At 43.4% G+C, this 21767-nt stretch carries 15 protein-coding genes and 1 pseudogene; 8 read left to right on the forward strand and 8 right to left on the reverse strand.

Annotated elements, in window-relative coordinates; all coding sequences use genetic code 11:
* Nucleotides 1-138 precede the first annotated feature (138 nt).
* A complete protein-coding gene (gene folE, locus AAEZ02_RS00195) occupies nt 139-789 on the forward strand; it encodes a GTP cyclohydrolase I FolE (RefSeq protein ID WP_351121526.1) in 651 nt (216 codons plus the stop codon).
* Between the two features lie 107 nt (nt 790-896).
* On the opposite strand, the gene pyrE is transcribed toward folE, so the two are convergent.
* Entirely contained in the window at nt 897-1538 is a 642-nt protein-coding gene (gene pyrE / locus AAEZ02_RS00200; RefSeq protein WP_124012797.1) for an orotate phosphoribosyltransferase, read from the reverse strand.
* 72 nt (nt 1539-1610) lie between these two features.
* Entirely contained in the window at nt 1611-2324 is a 714-nt protein-coding gene (rph, locus tag AAEZ02_RS00205) for a ribonuclease PH (protein ID WP_101033273.1), read from the reverse strand.
* A 166-nt stretch (nt 2325-2490) separates the two neighbouring features.
* Here rph and AAEZ02_RS00210 point away from each other — a divergent pair, with 166 nt between their 5' ends.
* The 5 genes from AAEZ02_RS00210 to AAEZ02_RS00230 all read left to right on the forward strand — a co-directional run bounded on the left by AAEZ02_RS00210 (nt 2491) and on the right by AAEZ02_RS00230 (nt 10379).
* Nucleotides 2491-3354 carry a YicC/YloC family endoribonuclease gene (locus AAEZ02_RS00210; RefSeq protein WP_124012798.1) on the forward strand — a complete coding sequence of 288 codons (864 nt, stop codon included), beginning with the start codon at nt 2491-2493 and terminating at the stop codon, nt 3352-3354.
* Between the two features lie 387 nt (nt 3355-3741).
* Nucleotides 3742-5028, forward strand: a complete 1287-nt coding sequence (locus AAEZ02_RS00215) for an ATP-grasp domain-containing protein (RefSeq protein WP_124012799.1) — start codon at nt 3742-3744, stop codon at nt 5026-5028.
* A gap of 31 nt (nt 5029-5059) precedes the next feature.
* On the forward strand, nt 5060-7075 hold the full coding sequence (locus tag AAEZ02_RS00220) for a CocE/NonD family hydrolase (RefSeq protein WP_124012800.1): 2016 nt from the start codon (nt 5060-5062) through the stop codon (nt 7073-7075).
* A 408-nt stretch (nt 7076-7483) separates the two neighbouring features.
* Nucleotides 7484-8707 (forward strand): winged helix-turn-helix domain-containing protein, encoded by a 1224-nt coding sequence (locus AAEZ02_RS00225; protein ID WP_351121532.1) that lies wholly within the window; start codon nt 7484-7486, stop codon nt 8705-8707.
* 355 nt (nt 8708-9062) lie between these two features.
* On the forward strand, nt 9063-10379 hold the full coding sequence (locus tag AAEZ02_RS00230) for an anaerobic C4-dicarboxylate transporter (RefSeq protein ID WP_124012802.1): 1317 nt from the start codon (nt 9063-9065) through the stop codon (nt 10377-10379).
* 265 nt (nt 10380-10644) lie between these two features.
* On the opposite strand, the gene AAEZ02_RS00235 is transcribed toward AAEZ02_RS00230, so the two are convergent.
* The 4 genes and pseudogenes from AAEZ02_RS00235 to AAEZ02_RS00250 all read right to left on the reverse strand — a co-directional run bounded on the left by AAEZ02_RS00235 (nt 10645) and on the right by AAEZ02_RS00250 (nt 15923).
* Complete coding sequence (locus AAEZ02_RS00235) at nt 10645-13800, reverse strand: DUF3427 domain-containing protein (RefSeq protein ID WP_351121536.1); 3156 nt, start codon at nt 13798-13800, stop codon at nt 10645-10647.
* A 115-nt stretch (nt 13801-13915) separates the two neighbouring features.
* Nucleotides 13916-14350 (reverse strand): annotated as a pseudogene (locus tag AAEZ02_RS00240) (Fic family protein); the annotation flags it as partial.
* A 20-nt stretch (nt 14351-14370) separates the two neighbouring features.
* Complete coding sequence (locus AAEZ02_RS00245) at nt 14371-15621, reverse strand: type II toxin-antitoxin system HipA family toxin (protein WP_351078621.1); 1251 nt, start codon at nt 15619-15621, stop codon at nt 14371-14373.
* Nucleotides 15618-15923, reverse strand: coding sequence for a helix-turn-helix domain-containing protein (locus AAEZ02_RS00250; RefSeq protein ID WP_124012805.1), 306 nt, complete (start codon nt 15921-15923; stop codon nt 15618-15620). The genes AAEZ02_RS00245 and AAEZ02_RS00250 overlap by 4 nt, the downstream gene beginning before the upstream one ends.
* Before the next feature lie 733 nt (nt 15924-16656).
* On the opposite strand from AAEZ02_RS00250, the gene AAEZ02_RS00255 reads away from it, so the two are divergent.
* Nucleotides 16657-17349: a sulfotransferase family protein gene (locus AAEZ02_RS00255; RefSeq protein WP_351088300.1), complete on the forward strand. Its 693-nt coding sequence runs from the start codon at nt 16657-16659 to the stop codon at nt 17347-17349.
* Nucleotides 17350-17435: 86 nt separating this feature from the next.
* Here AAEZ02_RS00255 and AAEZ02_RS00260 read toward each other — a convergent pair whose 3' ends face one another.
* Nucleotides 17436-18866, reverse strand: a complete 1431-nt coding sequence (locus tag AAEZ02_RS00260) for an MFS transporter (RefSeq protein WP_351078618.1) — start codon at nt 18864-18866, stop codon at nt 17436-17438.
* A gap of 431 nt (nt 18867-19297) precedes the next feature.
* Between AAEZ02_RS00260 and AAEZ02_RS00265 the strand changes: the two genes are divergently transcribed.
* Nucleotides 19298-20185 carry a hypothetical protein gene (locus tag AAEZ02_RS00265; protein WP_124012807.1) on the forward strand — a complete coding sequence of 296 codons (888 nt, stop codon included), beginning with the start codon at nt 19298-19300 and terminating at the stop codon, nt 20183-20185.
* Nucleotides 20186-20380: 195 nt separating this feature from the next.
* Here AAEZ02_RS00265 and AAEZ02_RS00270 read toward each other — a convergent pair whose 3' ends face one another.
* Nucleotides 20381-21370, reverse strand: a complete 990-nt coding sequence (locus AAEZ02_RS00270; RefSeq protein WP_350978380.1) for an AraC family transcriptional regulator — start codon at nt 21368-21370, stop codon at nt 20381-20383.
* Nucleotides 21371-21767 lie beyond the last annotated feature (397 nt).

The raw sequence follows: 21767 nt of genomic DNA on the forward strand, positions 1-21767 counted from the left end.
TAAAAGGGTCGGCTTTTTTATCGTCTACAGTGTTAATTTGCAACGAATCACGTTATTCTCCATTCCCCTTATGGCATAAGCGTCCTAAGGCTTTTTAAGATATACTTATCGCAGTATGACAGGGTTGTTGGAGGATATATGGCACTAAGTGAAGCCGCAATAAAAGTACAAGCCGCGCTGAAAGATCGTGGGCTAGAAACACCTATGTTGCCAAAAACCTCGACGCCAGAACAACGTAAGATAAAAATTGAGCATCATATGAGAGAGATCCTGACATTAATGTCACTGGATTTATCAGATGACAGCTTAGTCGATACCCCTCGGCGTATTGCAAAAATGTATGTCGATGAAATATTCTCAGGCCTAGATTATGAAAACTTCCCCAAGATCACTGTTATCGAAAATAAAATGGGTGTCGATGAAATGGTGCGGGTGCAAGACATCAGTCTGACCAGTACCTGCGAGCATCACCTAGTGACCATTGATGGATTAGCCACAGTAGCCTACTTACCCCGCAGCAAAATTATTGGCTTATCGAAAATTAATCGTATCGTACGATTTTTTTCCCAACGCCCACAAGTGCAAGAGCGCTTAACCCAGCAAGTGTTAGTGGCACTGCAAACCCTACTTGAAACCAAAGACGTGGCGGTAAAAATGGATGCAGTACATTACTGCGTTAAATCACGTGGCGTGATGGATTCAACCAGCTCAACGACCACCACGGCATTGGGAGGCGTGTTTAAATCAAACCCTGCGACACGTGCCGAGTTTTTACATCTGGTAAAATAGGCTATGACTCAGTGTTATTGCCAATAAAAAAACGCAGCCGACTAACGCAGCCATCTAAGGCTGCGTTGTTGTTTAGGATGATTAATAGAAAAGATTAACAGAAAAGATTAAATCCCGTATTGCTCACGATAAGCGCTAACGGATGCTAACTCAGCTTCCATGCCCGGCTTTTCAGACAAGTAACAGATTAAATCAGCCAGCTTAATAATCGACACAATTTGGCAGCCAAAGTCGCGCTCAACTTCTTGGATAGCCGACAACTCACCCTGGCCTTTTTCTTGACGATCTAATGCAATCAATACACCGGCAAGCTGGGCATTATGGGCATTAATAATCTCCATCGACTCACGAATAGCGGTACCTGCAGTGATCACATCATCCACCAGCATCACTTTGCCTTTGAGCTCGCTGCCCACCAAACTGCCACCTTCGCCGTGGGTTTTGGCTTCTTTGCGGTTGAAGCAATAGGGAATGTCCACATCGTGATGATCGCACAAGGCAACGGCGGTGGTGGTCGCAATCGGAATACCTTTGTACGCAGGGCCAAATAACAAATCGAACTCAATACCCGAGTCCATTAACGCCGCGGCATAAAAACGGCCTAAACGTGCCAAGTCTTTACCCGTATTAAACAGTCCAGCATTAAAGAAGTACGGGCTAGTACGGCCAGATTTAAGGGTAAACTCACCAAAACGTAACACTTGGCGGGCTAAAGCAAACTCAATAAATTCGCGTTGATAGGCTTTCACGGTTAGTCCTCTATGATCAATTTTCAGGCTAAAAAAAAGGACCGTAATCGGTCCTCATTTTTCAACTGCATATTAACTTAATGCGGCTTTTTGCACATCGACAATTTCGCGAATACTGTTTTTAGCTAACACTAACAACTCAAGCAACTCTTCATGGCTGAATGGTTCGCCTTCTGCGGTACCTTGAATTTCAATAATTTTACCGGTTTCGGTCATCACTACGTTCATATCAGTTTCTGCAGCGCTGTCTTCAATGTATTCTAAATCACTGATCGTTTCGCCTTTATAAATACCCACGCTCACAGCGGCAATTAAAAACTTAAGCGGGTTAGCTTTAATAATACCTTTGCCACGCGCCCAGTTAAGCGCATCAACCAATGCCACACACGCACCCGTAATGGCAGCAGTACGCGTACCACCATCAGCTTGAATAACATCACAATCGATAACGATGGTGTTTTCACCCAATAATTTCATATCAACCGCAGCACGTAATGCGCGGCCGATTAAACGTTGGATCTCTTGAGTACGGCCAGATTGCTTACCACGAGCGGCTTCACGGTCCATACGGCTATGAGTTGAACGCGGTAACATACCGTATTCAGCTGTTACCCAACCTTGACCCTGACCTTTAAGAAAACGCGGCACGCCTTCGGTAAAGCTGGCGGTACATAACACTTTTGTGTCGCCAAATTCGACTAAAACAGAGCCTTCAGCATGTGCAGTAAAAGAACGCGTAATAGTGATCGGGCGAGTTTGAGCAGGTGTACGGTTACTTGGGCGCATGAAAAGTCCTGTAGTCGATTTTAGATCATATTTGAGGGCGTATTATAGAGCTTCATGCCGTTAGATACTATGCCAAGCCAAAAATCTATCGACTAATCCTTTAACCTAGTCACCTAAAACGGCTATAATCAACTCACATTCGCGTAATAATATAACAGGACATTTCATGATCCAAAGCATGACAGCCTACGCTCGTATCGAGCACAAAGCACAATGGGGTACCGCCTCATGGGAAATCCGCTCAGTCAACCAGCGCTACTTAGAAACCTACCTGCGCCTACCTGAGCAGTTTCGCAGCTTTGAACCTGTCTTACGCGATCGTCTACGTAAACGCCTCAACCGCGGCAAAGTAGAAGTTAATTTACGTTATGAACTCGTCGACAGCAGCAATAATGAATTGCAACTTAATCAAGATTTAGCCAAGCAATTGCTTAACGCTGCCAATTGGTTAAAGCAAGAAGCCGGACAAGGCGAACTTAGCCTAACTGACGTATTGCGCTGGCCTGGAGTTCTCTCCGCAGCGGAACAAGATATGGACAGCATGGGTGCCGAGCTAATGACCGCGTTTGACAGCGCTGTCGATCAGTTTATCGAAGCCCGCGGCCGCGAAGGCGAAGCCATTAAAGACATGCTACTGACCCGCTTAGACGGCGTAATGAAGCAAGTGACGATTGTGCGTGAACACATGCCAACCGTGATGCAGTACCAACGCGAAAAACTCACTAATCGCTTAGCAGACATCGTCGGCGAATTAGACTCTACCCGTGTAGAACAGGAAATGGTGTTATTGGCGCAAAAACAAGATGTCGCCGAAGAAATGGACCGTCTTGAAGCTCACGTCACCGAAGCCCGCCGTATCCTCAAAAAAGGTGGCAGCGAAGGCCGTCGTTTAGATTTTATGATGCAAGAGTTTAATCGCGAATCAAATACCTTAGCCTCAAAATCAATCAGCGCAGAAATCACTTCTGCCGCAGTAGAGTTAAAAGTATTGATTGAGCAAATGCGCGAGCAGATCCAAAACGTCGAATAAGCTTTCACCCTGCTCCCAAACGCTAAAAAATCCGTAATGACTTCTGTTATTAGGGATTTTTTGCTTTTACCGTTTGGTGTGTGACGGTTTGCTATTGAGTGAAAAAGGGAGACTAAAGTAGTGACTAAATTGATTAGTTACCACTTTTAAAAAACGCTAGTTCCCCATTTGAACTTAAGCTAATAAATATCAATGCCTATTATGTATAAATGTGCTAGAGCCCAAAGCACATCAGGCATTGAGCATTATAGTTAGGCCAATTCGCCCCATTTATTAGACAAGAAGATCGCCATCAACTACCCTCATATATGCCATTAAAGTAAACAGTATCTCGTTAAGCGCTGCTATTAATGGCAATGAAAAGATAACAAAGCAGGGGGCCGGAAAATGAAAAATATTTTTGTTTTTGCTGCGGACGAATTCAACCTTTCCCTAATGCGTTCGCTCGATTCTGCCCATGAATATTGTTTTCATGAGCTTTATCAATATTCAGAGGTAAAAACAGGAAAAGAATTTCCGGTCAAAACCTTGTATGAAGGCGCTCTAGCGCGACTCAAAAGCTATCCTGGCTCCGTAGATGCCATTGTCGGCTATTTGGATTTTCCCGTTAGCACCATGCTCCCTCTATTGTGTCAATCTTTAGGCTTGCCCTCTCCCAGCTTTGAAGCCGTACTCAAATGCGAGCATAAATACTGGAGCCGGTTGGAGCAGCGCCGCGTGATCCCAGAATATATCCCCGATTTTTGCGTAGTGGATCCTTTTAAAGAAGATTATAAGCAGCAAATCACCCTCGATTACCCTTTCTGGCTTAAGCCGGTAAAAGCAGTTTTATCACACCTCGGGTTTATGGTGCGCAATGGAAGTGAACTCGACATGGCGATTACGGAGATCCGCAAAAAAATCTACTGCTTTGCCAAACCCTTCAACTACTTACTCCAATTTGCCGACCTGCCAGATGAAATTGCCGCTATTGATGGCTATCACTGCATCGCCGAAGGCATCATATCCGATGGCCAGCAATGCACCCTTGAAGGCTATGTTTTTGATGGCAAACTGTGTGTCTATGGGGCCGTTGACTCAATACGTGAAGGTGAGCATGATTCCAGCTTTTCTCGCTATCAGTATCCATCATCGATCCCACAGCCTGTTCAAGACAAAATGATCGCCGTCACCGAGCGCTTCCTTACCGCTATCGATTTTGATAATGGCCCATTTAATATCGAGTATTACTGGGACAAGGAGAGTGACCATATCTGGTTGCTGGAGATCAATACTCGTATTTCCAAGTCCCATTCGCCATTATTCCGCAACGTCGATGGCATGTCACATCACCAGGTCATGCTGGCTTTGGCCTTAGGAAAACAGCCTGTCTTTCCCTATCGTAAAGGCTTATATCAATATTCGGCCAAGTTTATGTGGCGCACACATGCAGATGCAATGGTTAACAAGGTACCCACAGAGCAAGAAGTACAGGCAATTACCCAGCGCATTGCGGGTACTGATATCGAGCTGCATGTCTGCAAGGGAATGCGTTTGTCTGAGCTTAATTATCAAGACAGTTACAGCTACGAGTTAGCGACCGTGTTTATCGGCGCTGATAGCGAGCAAGAACTGTTGCACAAATACCGTGATGTGCAACAAGCGTTACCGCTGGAACTTGTGCCACTGCTTTAAATGATCTGCATGATAACCATAAGGAGGAAATATGACGGTTGCCAAGCACTGCGCCTACAAAATCCGCCATATCGAACATTGCTGGATCCCGATGGCCGACGGCATTCGTCTTTCTGCCCGCATCTGGATGCCAGAAGGTGCTGAAACAGAGCCAGTGCCAGCTATTTTCGAGTTTATTCCTTATCGTAAACGTGATGGCGTCAGATTGCGCGACGAAACCATGCATCCATATTTTGCCGGACACGGCTATGCCTGTATCCGTGTGGATATCCGTGGAAGCGGCGACTCAGAAGGTGTGCTGACGGACGAATATCTGCAGCAAGAACTCGACGATGGAGTCACAGTTATTGAGTGGCTAGATAAACAACCATGGTGCGACGGTAATATTGGCATGTATGGGATCTCATGGGGGGGATTCAACGGCCTGCAAATTGCGGCAATGCAACTGCCGCAACTTAAGGCTATCGTTAGCGTGTGCTCTACCGATGATCGCTATGCCGATGATGTGCACTATATGGGAGGTTGCCTGCTCGGTGATAATCTTTCTTGGGCCTCGACGATGTTTGCCTACAACTCCTTACCGCCGGATCCGCAAATTGTCGGTAGCAAGTGGCGCGACATGTGGTTTGAACGCCTTAAAGGCAGTGGCTTATGGCTCAATACCTGGCTTAATCATCAACACCGTGACGAGTACTGGCAGCATGGCTCGATTTGCGAAGATTTTTCTAAAGTGCAGATCCCGGTCATGGCAGTCAGCGGCTGGGCCGATGGCTACAGTAATGCAGTTTTTCGCCTGCTCACCAACTTGCCCGGCCCGAGGCAAGGATTGATTGGCCCCTGGAGTCATAAATATCCGCATATTGGCGTGCCCGGCCCGGCGATCGGTTTTTTGCAGGAGTGCCTACGCTGGTGGGATAAATGGTTGAAGGGGATTGAGACCGGCATTATGGACGAGCCCATGCTGCGGGCATGGATGCTTGACAGTATGCCTCCGTCAACGTCTTACCATCAACGCTACGGCCGCTGGGTTAGTGAACCATCTTGGCCGACACCCAATATTGGCACGCTTGTCTTCAAGCTTGATCGATATCGTCTAGTAGACGAATTCGCAGACGTTGCAGAGGAAGAGCTGTGTTTGCAATCACCCTTGAGTAACGGTCTGTTTGCCGGTAAATGGTGTTCATATAGCACCACGCCGGATCTCCCCCATGATCAGCGTGAAGAAGAAGGTGGCGCGTTAGTTTTCACAAGTCAGCCTTTGGACACTGCACTTGAGATCATGGGGGCTGCGGTGATTGAGTTAGAATTATCGGCCAGCAAGCCAGTGGCAATGATCGCTGTGCGTCTATCGGATGTGCATCCTGATAACAAGAGCTCAAGGGTAACATACGGCCTGCTGAACCTGACCCATAGGGATAGCCATACTAATCCGACACCGCTGCAACCAGACAAGCGCTATCGGGTAAAAGTTCAGCTTAACGGTACCGCGCAGACCTTTCCCAAGGGCCACCGGATTAGGATTGCCATTTCGTCCTCTTATTTCCCGCTGGCCTGGCCTTCACCTGAGTCGACGCGGATCAAAATTTACACTGGTTGTAGCCGAGTGATATTGCCGAGTCGAAATCCTCGTCATCAAGAGACGATCTCTTTCCTTGCGCCTGAGGCTTCCACCAGCGGTGCCAAGCAGCAACTTATTGAGGGACATCATAACTGGCGAGTGATCCGCGAACTGGACAAGGATTTGTCTACTTTGGAAGTCATTAACGACAATGGTACTTATCACCTCGAAGATATCGACCTGATTGTAAATCGCGAGGCCAATGAGTGGTACACCTATCAGAGTGATGACTTCCAGTCTGCACAGGGCAAGACTCTCTGGCGATGGGGATTTAAGCGAGGAGACTGGGCAGTACAGACCGTCACCCGCACCTTACTGCACTGCGATGAGTTTTATTTTTATCTGGATGCTGAGTTAGACGCTTATGAAGGAGACAAGCGAGTTTATTCGCAAAACTGGAATCTTCGTATTAATCGTAACTTGGTTTGATGTTAAGGTTGAGGATAAGGTTGAGGCCGGTATTATGTATCGCCTCAATTGATCCTAGTATTATCCACAATCATGCTGCCACTTCACAGTGTCCATTACCCAGTACCCAGAACGATTTGTTAAGGGCATTAAGGACGAAACTCAAGATGAAACAAACTTAGCCTTTTATGGCTTAATGAATCTGTACACCAATATATGGTCGACTGCGAGGGAATGAATAATGAGAGGGAATACCAGATTAAGCCTGTTTAAAAAAGGTAAAACGGACTAAGAAATGATTATCTATCCACGCCAACATCAACCAGCCTTATCATCAACAGCTTGTGTACTCTGCGGTAAATTTCAGTCTACAATGCAATGCATCACTTGCGCATCCATACGCATTAGCACTTACAGCAAAGGCGTTTAATGACCAACCCTTACTCCGCTAAACAGTGGCTCCAACTCAATATGCAGCAACAAGGGTTATTACAACCAGCCACCTCGTTAAGCGCATTACTGCAGCAAATAAGCTATGTGCAAATCGACTCGATTAATGTGGTCGAACGCGCGCATCATCATGTATTACACACTCGCCTGCCCGATTATTCGACCACCATGCTTGACCAGGCAATGCGCAATAAAACCGTATTTGAATATTGGTCACATGCGGCCGCATATCTGCCCATCGATGATTACCGTTTTAGCCTATATCGCAAGCAGCATTTACAACAAGGTGGCACACATTGGTTTGAACCCGAACATAAAGTCATGCGCGAAGTTAAAGCCCGTATTAGCAGCGAGGGTCCATTAAAATCCAGTCAGTTTACCCATAGATCAGATACCCCCAATGGCACTTGGTGGGACTGGAAACCGGCAAAAAAAGCCCTTGAGCAATTGTTTATGCAAGGCGAGTTAATGGTCGCTAGGCGCGACAAGTTTCAAAAGGTGTACGACTTAACCGAGCGAGTACTCCCCAAGCATATCGACACTACAGTACCTAGTGATACCGAATTTGCCCAACACTTGATCCACCGTTATTTATCCGCCCACGGCTTTGGTAATTTGCAGCAAATACAATATTTACGCAAAGGCCTTAAACCGCTACTCAGTAAAACATTGGCGCAAATGTGCGAGCAAGGTGATATCGCCAGCTTTACTGCATCCAGCTCCAACACACAACAAGTTTACTTTTACCAACCTCAGCATCAATTACCGATAAAGATACCCAATAAAGTCTGGCTGCTTAATCCGTTTGATAATTTAGTCATTCAACGCCAAAAGCTTAAGCAGTGGTTTGGGTTTAACTATCAAATCGAAGTGTATGTGCCTGAAGCAAAACGTCAATTTGGCTATTACTCACTGCCTATCCTCTGGCGCGACCGCTTTGTTGGCCGTGTTGATGTTAAAGCCGACCGTAAAAATCAGTGCTTGTTACTGCAACAAATCAGCTTTGAAGCAGATGCTTTTGATGATCACTCTACAGATATAAGCATGAGTGACACTACCGATAGAGAGGCGTTTATAGCCGCATTTGTCGATGCCATTGAACACTATGCAACATTCAACAACTGCCAGCGCTGGCAACTGGTGCAATGTAACGACGCAGCCATTCGTTATTTATTGGTTAAAGCCAGTAAGCATAGGCCGTGATTGACAGATAAAAACGGCTTGTGTGACTTATCAATCGTAATGAATCGTTGTTCAGTATTTAGCTTGTTTAACGAAAAACGTCCACTCTTACTGTAGATTTTGATTCAATCTACACGTTCCACATTGCCGTTAGATAGTGACTTTCGAATAACGTAAACCGATTAAATGCACTGCTCAAGACCTACGCGGATCGAGTACAAATAAAAGTACCCTAAGGTTTGTCATATCGTTCACATTTATAACCTTTGCAATAACATACAACTCAATTACTTGAATTAAATCACTAACGGAAAAATACATTGTGATATACCTTCTCAAGGCTAACTAATGCCTAAATCCATTGGGAGAGAACACAATGTTTTATATACACATGCTGCTGTTATTGGCGGTGATATTTGTTGGTATACGCCACGGCGGTATTGCCTTTGGTTTACTTGGTGGATTAGGCGTTTCGGTACTCGCATTTGTCTTTGGTATTGCACCAGGCACACCTCCGGTCAGCGTAATGTTAATTATTCTGGCGGTTGTAGCTGCCTCGGCGACATTAGAAGCCACCGGCGGTTTAAAGCTGTTGGTAACGTTTGCGGAAAAGCTGTTACGTAAACATCCTGAACATATCGTTTTTTTAGGCCCACTTTGTACTTATTCTTTAACAGTACTTGTTGGCACCGGCCATTCCGTTTATCCCCTTCTTCCTGTTATTTACGATGTGTCATACAAGAAAGGTATTCGACCTGAACGTCCATTAGCCATGGCAACCGTAGCTTCACAAATGGGTATTACTGCTAGCCCAATTGCAGCCGCAGCGGCTGTGGTGCTTGCCACTGCCGTTGATAATAATCTTGATATTAACTTAATTGATGTACTGATGGTGACCATTCCAGCTACCTTAACGGGTTTGCTATTGGCGTGTACTTGGAGTTTAAAGCGCGGTAAAGATTTAGATAAAGATGAACAGTTTCAGGCGCGCCTGACTGATGAAGAATTTCGTGAAGCATTAACAGATCCAACCACTGACGCAGAACAAACCCCACAAGCTAAGTCGACGGCAAAGAAAGGCTTAATCGTGTTCTTACTCGGTATTCTTGCCGTTATCATGGTGGCGATGTTTAGCAAGCAAGTGCTGCCAGATGGCGTAAAAATGTCGGTAGCCATTCAGTTTATGATGCTGTCCGTCGGTGGCTTGATATTACTGGCCACTAATATATCACCGAAAAAAATTGTCACCAGTAACGTGTTTACCGCCGGTATGACTGCAGTGATTATTATCTTCGGTATAGCCTGGATGAGTGACACCATCATCGAACACCATAAAACCTTTTTGGTGAGCGCGGTAAGCGACATTGTCAGTGTTTATCCATGGACATTTGCTATCGCGATGTTTGTGTCATCGATATTCTTAAAAAGTCAGGCCGCAGTATTAACCATTATGTTGCCATTAGGGTTTTCACTCGGCATCCCAGCACCGGTATTAATCGGGGTACTGCCAGCTTGTTATGCCTACTTCTTCTTTCCATTCTACCCAAGCGATTTAGCGGCCATTAGTTTTGATAGAACCGGCACCACTCACATTGGTAAATACGTACTCAACCATAGCTTTATTATTCCTGGGTTTATCGGAGTAGGTAGTGCAACGGTTGTTGGTTACTTCCTATCGATGGCAATTAACTAGCCTCTGCTTTGGTTTTGGTTTTGGCGAAAGTGATTCACTAGCATCAATAAAAATGGCAGCCAACATGGCTGCCATTTTTATTTTTAACCATTGCGAACCTAAACCCTCTAAGATCTAAAAAGCTAATATTATATAATGAGTTATCGACAGGTTTATTCGGTAATCCGCCCACCACATAGTCCTCTGCAACACGCCGTAAACCCATCCATGGGGGTTTGACGAAAACATCCTGTTTTCAACAGCTGAAGAGGACGATATGGTTAGCTTATCCTACGGCTAATTTCGCAGTTTCATGCCACATAGCATCTGGCATAGGAGTCATTAATTTCCAGGTTATATTCATTGGCTGTGCCCCAGCGCGTTCCCTGTAAATCACTTCTCCAAAATTGACAAAGCCCATGGTTCGGCCGTTTTCATCTTTCGCTTGCTCTCGCACAAACAGAATCAATTTACGGCCCATCTTTTGATGCTCAATATAGCCCAAACCTCTTCCATATTCTGGTCTTGCACTATTTTGAGATTGCCAATGAAATAGCGACTCGTTAATCGCATAATCATGATACATAGTCGTGGGAGAAAACTGCTTTACTGACTTTTTCAAGGTCACAAACAGCAATTCAACATTAAGCTCCTTAAGAACTAAAACGCCTTCACGGGCGGTGGATTTTCTATCAAAGGAGCTGGCTCCACTGGCTGCGAGTATTTGTTCTCTGGTATATCTTGAATGCACTTTTAAGACATCTAATGTGGGGATATGCATTTCAAGTTCATGATGATGGATACGATCGATAAGTAACGCTATGACATCTAGAAGTTCTGCTTGTAATTGAGTATGCCTCAACGCAGCTAAACTTTGCTTAAGGTTTGTAAAACCTAGCTCGGCTCCTGACTTATCCCAAAAATTATAATGGCACATTAATGCAAACTTGCACTGTGTGGCATCGTTATCATCAAAACTGAAATTATCGATAATTAACTGCTTTAAAAACTGTAAGTATGAGATAGAACTGCACGTGAGCAGATGATAATTTATTGCGCGATAGCAGGCTTTGGCAAGATGAAGAGCTAAATTAGGTTCGTTAATTTGATTTTTATTCGTACTCTCAACGAGTTCTAACCAACTCATTTTTAGCTTATAAATATCTTCTAAATTAACGTGCGGATTAAAATTTAAAAAATTCGTCAATGTTAACGTCAATGTACTCTGGTGCTCGAAATTATTAATGAGCTGTCGCAACCTGCTAGCATTCATAGTTGCACGACTAATATTTCGCAAAATCATTGCCTGAGTCTGCTCTTCTAGCTCAATACGACAGCCTAATGGCAAATGAGGAAAATCATTAGTTATCTCATCTTTAATCGATTGATTCGTTTTGCCAACCAGCGCTCTAAACTTTTGTGAAAAATCATATTCATCACGAGAGTTGCCCACAAAGTCCAATACCGTACAGCACTGTTTATCATCAGTTAACCGCAACCCACGCCCTAGCTGCTGTAAAAAGATGGTTAAGCTTTCGGTTGGACGTAAAAACAATAATGTATCAACTTCTGGAATATCGACACCTTCATTAAAAATATCGACTACACACAAAATTTGTATATTACTGCTGATTAAACTCTGGCGTTTTTGCTGTCGTTCATGACTATTATCACTGGTGAGTACATCTGCACTAATACCGGCTAGGTTAAACTTACTCGCCATGTATTCGGCATGCTGCTTACTGACACAAAATGCTAAGGCTCTTATCTGACGAACATCAGTGACAGTGTCATTAAGGCTTCTAATAATGCGCGTGACTCGTTGTTCATTATGAGTATATAAATGACTTAACTCTGCTATGTCATATCGCCCTTGATGCCATTTTATTTGGCGAAGGTCAGTATCATCATCAATAGCAAAATACTGAAAAGGACATAAATAGCGCTGATTGATTGCTTCGGGCAAACGAATTTCTGCAGCGATTACCCCACAAAAATCATTAAGGATATTTTGTCCATCATGCCGCTCCGGCGTGGCGGTTAACCCTAGCAAGATATGCGGAGAGAAATGTTCTAGCAATCCTCGATAACTACTGGCTGCAATATGGTGCACTTCATCTATCACAATATAATCATAAAAATCAGCTGTGAGCGGTAAGCTTGATAATTGCAAATTTAAGCTTTGTATCGAAGCAAACAAATGCCGGTAGCTATTAGGCTTATGCTCAGCAACCCACAACTCACCAAACTGATTATTCTTCAATACACCACGATACGCAGACAAAGCTTGCTTAATAATTTCTTGTCGATGAGCCACGAATAAGAAATTAGCTTCTGGATGCTGTTTATAAAAACGTGCAAAATCAAAGGCAGAAATAAGCGTTTTACCAGTGCCCGTTGCCGCAACTACTAGATTTTTATACCGCTGATGAATACTACGCTCAACATTTAACTGCTCAAGAATTTCTCGCTGATGTGCAAAGGGTTTTATATCAAAATGAAAGGTGCTGCTTTCGCTATAACTACCTTTAGCCTCACGTAATGCTTCATGAAGTTTGTTTTTAGCTTCAATATTGCCATCAAATAATTCAAATTCACTGGATTGCCAATATGACTCAAAGGTGTTGAGGGATTTATCGATTATGTGAGGGATTTCTTGGGTGGTTATTTTTAAATTCCATTCAAGACCACTCGTCAACGCAGAATGCGATAAATTCGATGACCCTATATAACCGGTGTGAAATCCTGTATTGCGCAAAAACAAATAAGATTTCGCATGCAGGCGCTCGCGCTTGGTGTTGTAACTCAATTTAACTTCAGTGTTAGGTAAGCTCGCTAAAAATTCGACCGCTTTAGCATCTGTAGCCCCCATATAAGATGTCGTGATGATCCGCAGCTTTTTGCCACTTCGAGTGAATTCTTCAAGCTCATTTTTAAAAATCCGAATGCCAGCCCACTTAATAAAAGACACTAACCAATAAATTTTATCTGCTGAGCGGATCTCGCGCTTTAATTCGGTGTCTAAAGAAATTCCGGCATTGCTACCACAAAAAAGTTCACTTTGGCTTAATCCTGTTAGCGGATAAATGGCTTTAGTAAACGCAGGAAAGTCTGTAGAGATGGGATTTTTTTTATCAAATAGCGCCGTTAATATACGGCCTTTACTATCGAGTAAGTTCTCAGTGATCAATTGATCATCTTGAACATGATCTTTTAACCAAAGCACTAACTTATTTGCCAAGCTGATTTGCTCTGTGAGTTGATTATCTCCGCTAGGGATTGCACCAATGGCATTCTCCATTATCTTGGTCAAAAACCTCGACAGCCAAACACTGGCCTCAGCGCTTTCTAATGGCCGCTCACCTAAATAGAACACATCACGATTAATGCTTTTATCTATCAGCTGAGTAATAAGCTTTTCATAAATACCAACTTGTTCCATGTCAGATAGGCCTTTTGAAAGTGAAGACGCTAAGAATATACCATAGCAATAAGAGCATGTTACTACTAAGAATCATATTATTTATCAATGAAATACTTACAGAAAACCGATTACATCACAGCACCAACACATATCTTGTACTTCTACCACCGGCGCCGGTTTTGACCAAACACTGTTGTTCGACTAGTTGAGCTAAATGGCGGGTTGCGGTTGCGGTTGCGCGGCTGACTTTAGCGACTTTTTGATATTGGCTACTGCTGATCCCATCACTAAAGTCACCCTCTAGTAGCCGGTTTAGCACCTTAACTTGTTCTGTTGTTAACGCTGGGGTGAGTAAGCGTCGATTGACACGAAGCCAGAATTGGGTTTTCGCAATGGTTTGTTCAATGTTATCGAGTGTGTGTTGAACAGCATCATTTAAGGTGTCTAAAAACCATAATAGCCAAGGTGTAATATCGAGGGGGCCCTGTTGGGTAGACTCTAGTATCGCGTAATAAGCTTTACGTCGCTCAAGTATGCTGACTGACATAGCGTAAAAATGAATAGAACGATGTTTTCCTCAAAAGCTTATCAAACATTAAAGGCTTCTTGCTTCATGGTTTGCTCTGCCCGACTGATCCCTAAACGCTGGGCAACTTGCTGCCACTGCCTAACTCCATTTAAAACCTCATCGTAAATTTGTGTTGCTTCGATTTGAGTTAGCCTAAAAAAATCGATTACATCAAATGCAAGCTGATAGTCCAACGCATTGTCTGATTCTGTAATGTTCAGGTGAAGTCCTTGTTTACCCACTATAGGGTTTAAATCGTAAGCGGGTGATAGCTTCCACCCCTTGCCTGTTAATAGAAAACCATGATTGCGAAGGTGATCGTCTGTATTAGACACTGCAATATTAAACACTATCCGTCGCCATAATTGGGCAAGATCGGTTTTCGTTTGTGATCCCTGGTTAGAAAGAAACTCAGCTATTTCAAGATAACTGGCACCGTGCGAATGCTCACCATCATAATACTGAAGTTGAGTCATTGCTGATGAAAAATGCAGACGTTTACCACCAATCCGATCAAAACGTTTGGTCAAAAAGGTATGGTGTTGCGTCGAAAATTTTCGGATCTCACTAGGGCACATTTCAACGCTGGCCGCTAACGCAAGTTCGTAGCACACCATCTCCCATGCGCCTACATCACAGGTATCATTTAAATTTGGAAATTTGGCAATCCACAGGTGATTTCTCTCGTCAGTGACGCAGGCCTTTGGCCTTGCTCCACCCAAAGAAGAGCCCGGAGAAATAAGCATTTTCAGCCAGTGATAATATTCGTCACTTTCTATATTGTCGTCTTTTTCGATTTGAATGGCGGCATGCTCTAACTCACGTAACGATGCCATTGGTGGCGCGGCAAAATCGGTGTTGTTATCCAAAAAATTATGGGAGCCTGATTTTTTAAAGCGAATACCACCCATTCGGTAGGAGTCATGCACACCGAGTAAATAATCCAGTTCAGTTAAACGATTGCTCGGTCTAATACCTTTACGACATTCAATAGCCGCTCTACGCTGCATAAGAATACGACCCCAGCGATCTGGGGATGAATCTACAAAGGCGCGAAAGTTTTTATCGACGTCATCATTGTATAACTCACCTGAATGCAGGGTAAGCAAGGGGTCAATTTGCAAACAGTATGGTGATGTTAAAAAGGCTTTATCGTAGGCAAAGCTAAAGATACCGCCTCGGCTTGAATCACTATATGCCAGCTGACCAATTAATATCGGCTTCTCGATTGGATACCAATCAGCATATACTTCTACCAATTCTCGGCTCATGCTGAACCTTCCAGTAGTTTAATGTTTTGCAGCTTAATGCCTAATTCGTCATGCGCAGCCAGTTCAGAAAAATTGTTTTCCATGCCCAGCACAGCCATAATTTTCAAATAGGTTCCTATAGCCACGCCCGGATCACCATCAAACACTTTGTTCACGGTTTTATGGTCAAACCCGGTTCGCTCGCAGAGCGTTTTTTTTGTCAATCCACGTCGCTTCATCGCTAGCAGCAAATCCTCACCAAAAAGAGTGAGAATTTTGCGCTGCTTTGGAAACAGCACACTATGTAAGTCTCGCCTTGCCATACAACCACCTAGAATAGGACTATATTCCCATTTTTAAACATATAGTGGGAATATAGTCCTACATTTAATAATTAGCAAATCGAAGATCGAAAAATAGGACTCTATTCCTATTTTTAATAGAATAATGGGAACATAGTCCAACTCGCTATGTTGAGGTATACGCTAACGGATCATTGTTTGGCTTCAGGTTCTATCGTCACATAAGACTCGATACTATAGAGTCTATTTTCAGCAAAAATAAGAATTTCGGATACTATAATATCAATTAGCTTAAGATTTCCCTTTCACTCAGAGTTAAGCTGTGAACCAGATAACTTGAGCCGATGATTCAAACTCTGCTCAATAATCCCTTTAAAATCGACTATTCCCCCCCCCTAACAGCAGCACACTTTTCAGACTTTTTCAGGAAGAACAACACTATTCCCCAATGCCAACAACTAAAATGTAGTCAATGCCAAAGACTAGTGGTGGGCAAACAGATTTTTATAGTTACTTCTTCGTTAACTGAGTAGGTATGGCGATTTAAGCAAATAGCAAGTTATTCGCCTCACCAAATGAGGCGAATAGGATGGTTAATTGCCTCATGACTCCCATGAGCAAGCTCAATAACACCTTGGCTGGCATTTCGGTATAATCATTTACTGTCTCTATAACCTTCAATTTCTATAACCCAATGCGACTGTAATTAATGACATCCAAGCCGACTGAAATATCAACATCACCACAAGCCGCTATGCCTAAACCGACTTTGGCAAATAAGCTGCCCCATAAAGTGTTTATTATCGGCTTGCCGCGAACGGGTACTACCAGCGTGAGTGTAGCCTTGCTTGAGAAAGGGTTAACGGTGGCCCACCAAGCCTTTACTAAGCAGGCGTTTATGTTGGCCGATGCGGTGTCGGATGCGCCGTGCTTTAGTGATTATCAGCAGCTTGATGTGTTATTCCCCAAGGCAAAGTTTGTTTATTTAGATAGGCCGGTAGATAAGTGGCTGCCGTCGATGCAAATGTTACTCAGCAGAATGTTAGTGCATTTAGATAAACACCATGGCCGCTTTCATCCGCTGATGAAGCGCAGTTTTAAGCATTGTTTTGATATAGGGCAGGTTGACGATGCACTTGATGAAGCCCATTTAACAGCCTGTTATCAACGCCACCAGCAACAAGTGTTCAGTTATTTTGCTGGTCGCGATGACTTTTTATCCATTGATATTAGTGTTGCAGGCAGCTTTGCCGCGCTATTGCAGTTTATCGGCTTGCCTCAGCCAAATGAGGTTGAATTTCCGCTACTTCAATTTCCACAACTGAATTTTCCGCAGCTAAATATGGGCCGTAATGTGGCCAGCTGGGATGAATATAAACACCCCAACAAGATTAGCGCCAATGCCTCAGGGCCCGATAAACGCAAGTTTTTTGATTACCAACTGTAACGATCTCAATTTGGAATGAGCGAGTGAATGCAGCACTCGTCGCGCGACAACCGCGGCTTGATAACCGTTGATATGTCACATTGAAGTTACTTATCTTTATCGCGCTTTTTCTTAGCGACGGTTAACCAATCTAAACTGACACCCGATATGGCATTAAAACCACGGATCCGGAAAATAAGTGTCAGTAATTGCGGCCTTGGGCGCGCTTTGGGTTCAACTAAGCGCGGAATAAACCACAATGCCACCAGCGATCGCATGGTGGTCGATACCATAAACACCAAAAATATTGGGTTGGATAACCAAGCGTTTAAACCTGTCCAGATTAAAAACGCTGCTGCATACGAGGCAATTATTCCTCCCACCATCGCGCCAACAAACACAAAACTCGCACTCAATGCAGCCTGTAATGCGGCATAAATAGCAAAGTCACTGCGAAAGGGTCGAATATCGTAAAGGTAATTGGCGGTACTTAAGGTAAAGCCGCTCCAACCAAAACCGGCAAAAGCTTGAATGGCGAGAATGTATAAATAATTATCTGAGAATAACCATAATAATGGCAAACTTGGAATTAAACAGCTGGTGATGATCATCACTAACCTATTACCGTATAGATCGCTAAATCGGCCCCAAAATCGCAAAGTAATAAACTGAGTAACAATAGAAGCCACGCTAGAAAGGACAAATTCAAAATAGCTAAAATGCAGATTTTCAAGCATGTATACCGCAAAAAATGGTGCCGAAATGGCGACCATGCACTGCATACTAGCAACAAATAAGCTGTAATGGCGGAAGGTTTTATCTTTCCAAGCTTCGCGGAAATTACCAAATGTTTGTTTAAACACCCCAGGTGCTTTCGCCACTCTCGGTTCAGGGTCGTGCATTTGCAACAATAACCAAGCCGATACAAACCGGCCCATTGCCGCAATCGAAAACAGTAAACTAAAACCCAACCACGCCATTTGCACTGAGTCGGTTAGCGTTAATATGCCACCGCCGACAAAGAACACACTCAGCGAGGCCATCATGGTTAAACGGGTGCGTGAAGCAAAAAAGGCGCCACGACGACGCTGCGGTACTATCATGCCCATCCATGCACGCCAATGTGGCTGAATGAGATTGATAAACCCTTGATATAGCGCCGCCAAACCAATAAATATCCACACAGCATTATCTGGCCTAAACGCCGCTAGCGCGCCCATTGCCAATACAACAACAGCCTGCAATACCGCACATGCAACAATGAACTGCCGACGGCTAAAATGACTCGCCAACCAAACAGATAACAGTTGTGCCATAGCACCAAACAGCTGAGGTAAGCCTGTTACCCAGCCCATCTGACCAAGGCTTGCTCCTAAAAAGATCGCATAGGCATTAAAAAAATTATCACTGGTGGCGGTCATGGTAGACGACGCCACCGCCTCTTGTTGGCTACGTCGCAGGGTACATCTAAGCCACGACAGTCTATCGCGACTGCGTGAACAAAGGTTATTGATGTCTGATGAATGCGCTGCAGCCATAAAATATTTTAATGCATGTTTTTGATAAATTATTGATTAAAATTATGACTGATAAATGTTTAGCTCACAATCTATAACGATTACATAATCACCTATTGTTATTGTAAGATTAAGTAACCACCTTAATGTGGTAATTATTACGATTAACAAGCTATAACCTAATGGCTTAGCCAACAATAAGTGATATCGAAATGAATAATCACCTTGACTAAAATGAAACAAAAAAACTACATTAGTAAAACAAGATGAGTGCTATGGAAAGTGCTTCACCAACTAACATAATATTGTTAAGGCCTATTCACATAGGCAATGTTGGCCCTTCTGCTTTCTGCAACCCATTGGTAAAACTCAATCTAGGTAAATACGTCGCACGCTTTGTCTTTTAGAGTGTGTTTATTCATGTTGTCACCTTAATATAAAAGTAAAAAAATATGAAATTACCCTTAATTATCAGTTGTTTTGTTTTAGTAGGATGCCAGTCGACGCCTTACGCCATGATTGATGGTAGTCAAAGTAAGATATCAGATGCTGACAATTATAATGTTGAGATTATCGCCATTGATGGTGCTTTTCAAAGCGGTAAGCTGACAAAAAATATTAAACCGGGATATCACACTGTACACCTAAGCACCACAGGACCACTACGCAGCAAAAAAGCCTCTTCGACATTAGTTTATCCGCTATTAGCCAAAGAGTGCATGCGTTACGTCGTATCCGCACAGCATGGACCTAGCAATAAAGATGACTGGGAAATAAAAGTATTAGATGAAAGGCTTATTCCGGCGTGCACGCCGTCTCCAGCAGAACCTGAAGTCGCGGTGGTGATCCCTGATTACGCTAAACCACCTAGTGAAGTAAACTGCTTAATGCCTAGCCAATTGAATAATCACACAACACCTGTTGTGCTGTTTCATTCTGTTGCTGCTTGTATACAATCACAAGACTATAACGCGGCAATTAACGGCTATTTTTTAGCCGGCGCATATGTGTATTTTGATACTCTACGGGTCACCCACAAGCCATCACACGCAGTGGTAGAGTTAATTAAAAAAAACTCTATTTGGAAGCTATCAGCTCTTGAACAACAACATTTTGAGCAAAAGCTTGCGGAGTTTCTTGCGTCAGAACAAAAAAAAACAGCTTGTGAATGGGTCGCCACGGTGGCTGAACCAGATTACTCACCTGATTATATGCTACAACATTTACCCAAAGCAGGTGCCACTTCAAATAGCGCAACAGATCTATCGGTAGACATAAAAGCCACCTTATTTAACGCAACACTAAAAGACTATCTTGGGTGCCCGTCACCAAAAGCATAATGCTGTTGTAACGTGGTCAATGGTAAAAAGCTCTGGCGACATTAACCGACAGGGCTTTTTTACTGCAGTGATTTTGGTTAAATCAAAACGACACAATAAAAATAAACTAGGCCGTACGGCCTTCATCCGCATCAAAGCGCCTACCCATAACGATATGATCTACATGATGCAATAACTTAACTGGCGTTTTGTCATTTAACTATTTGTCAGCATTTTTTGTTGTTTGGCTCGCCATTCGCCAGCAGTCAGGCCAACATAACGTTTAAAGGCTTTTTGAAAGGCCGATTCTGAACTATAACCCACGTGCTCAGCAACGCACACAATACTCATGCCATCAGATAATAGCTTTGAAGCCAGTTGCATTCTCCAGCGATTGATATATTGCATCGGTGGTTGTCCAACATAATGATTAAATCGCTCCGCCAGTGATGAGCGGGACATGCCACACTCAATAGCGAGTATTGCTAGGTTCCATTTTTTAAACGGCTCTTGATGGATCAATATCAGCGCCCGGCTTATGTGCTCATCTTTCATGGCCGCGAGCCAACTTTGGCCCTGCGTGTCCGCAAGATTTTCCATGTGTTGCCTTAAGGCCTGAGTAAAAATTAATTCACTTAACTTAGTGACAATATTGCGCGCCCCCTCACTGGACTTGCGCATTTCACTTAAGGTAGAAACGAGTAATTGCTTCATCACCCCCTCACTACCCACATGCTCTTTGACCACCAGCATGTCTGGTAAGGTCTTTAACAGCGGATTTAAGGGCTGGGCATTAAAACCGATATAGCCGCAAATAAGTTTTGAGCGCTCACCTTCTTCACCAATTTTTACTAATGTAAACGGTTGTTTTTTTGCAGCAGTTTGTTGATAAAAACGGGCATCCGCTGCTATTCCCTGCCAATTATTGATGTTGGATGTCAAGGAATGGCTTGAACCCTTAGGAAACATAACGACGTCGCCAGATTCAAGTCTTGATGGTGCCATCAGCTTATTGTCAGATTTTACCCAGCCGTTGCCGTCCAACATAATATGAAAAGGAATAACATGTTCTACTTCGGTCAACATAAAAGAACCAATTAAATTCATCGTTGGATTAACTAATACCCATGGCTCTGCCGCTTCCACTTCAAAATAGAGCGCACCTTTTATATGTATGGTATCGAGTACTTTTGACAATATATCCATATCAATCATCCTTTAATTTATGCAAAAGCTAGCTTTGCACAATTCTTGTTTGTTCAATTTGGTTTTATTGAGAGCTTCATTACTCAATTTTTTTACTCGCGTTCAAAGTTTAGGTTAATAAATGGACGATTGGACATTAATTAAAGCGCAATGGCTATTCACTATTCGCGGTATACCACCCAAGATAAACTATGCTTTTTACATGGCGGGCAGATAACCGTGCTCACTGCTGATTATCAAAGCCTTGCCCCGTAAAAATCAGTATTCAAGGTCAATTCAATAAAATTCAATGACCTACTGGATTGGGTGGTTTTGATCTCGGCATCATTATGCAATGACTGGGTAAACACTGATGTTTATAGCTTATTCAAAACCTCGAATATAGAACGATAATCTT

The organism is Shewanella sp. T24-MNA-CIBAN-0130, from assembly GCF_040310185.1.
In the GTDB taxonomy this organism is placed as follows: Bacteria; Pseudomonadota; Gammaproteobacteria; order Enterobacterales; family Shewanellaceae; genus Shewanella; species Shewanella psychromarinicola.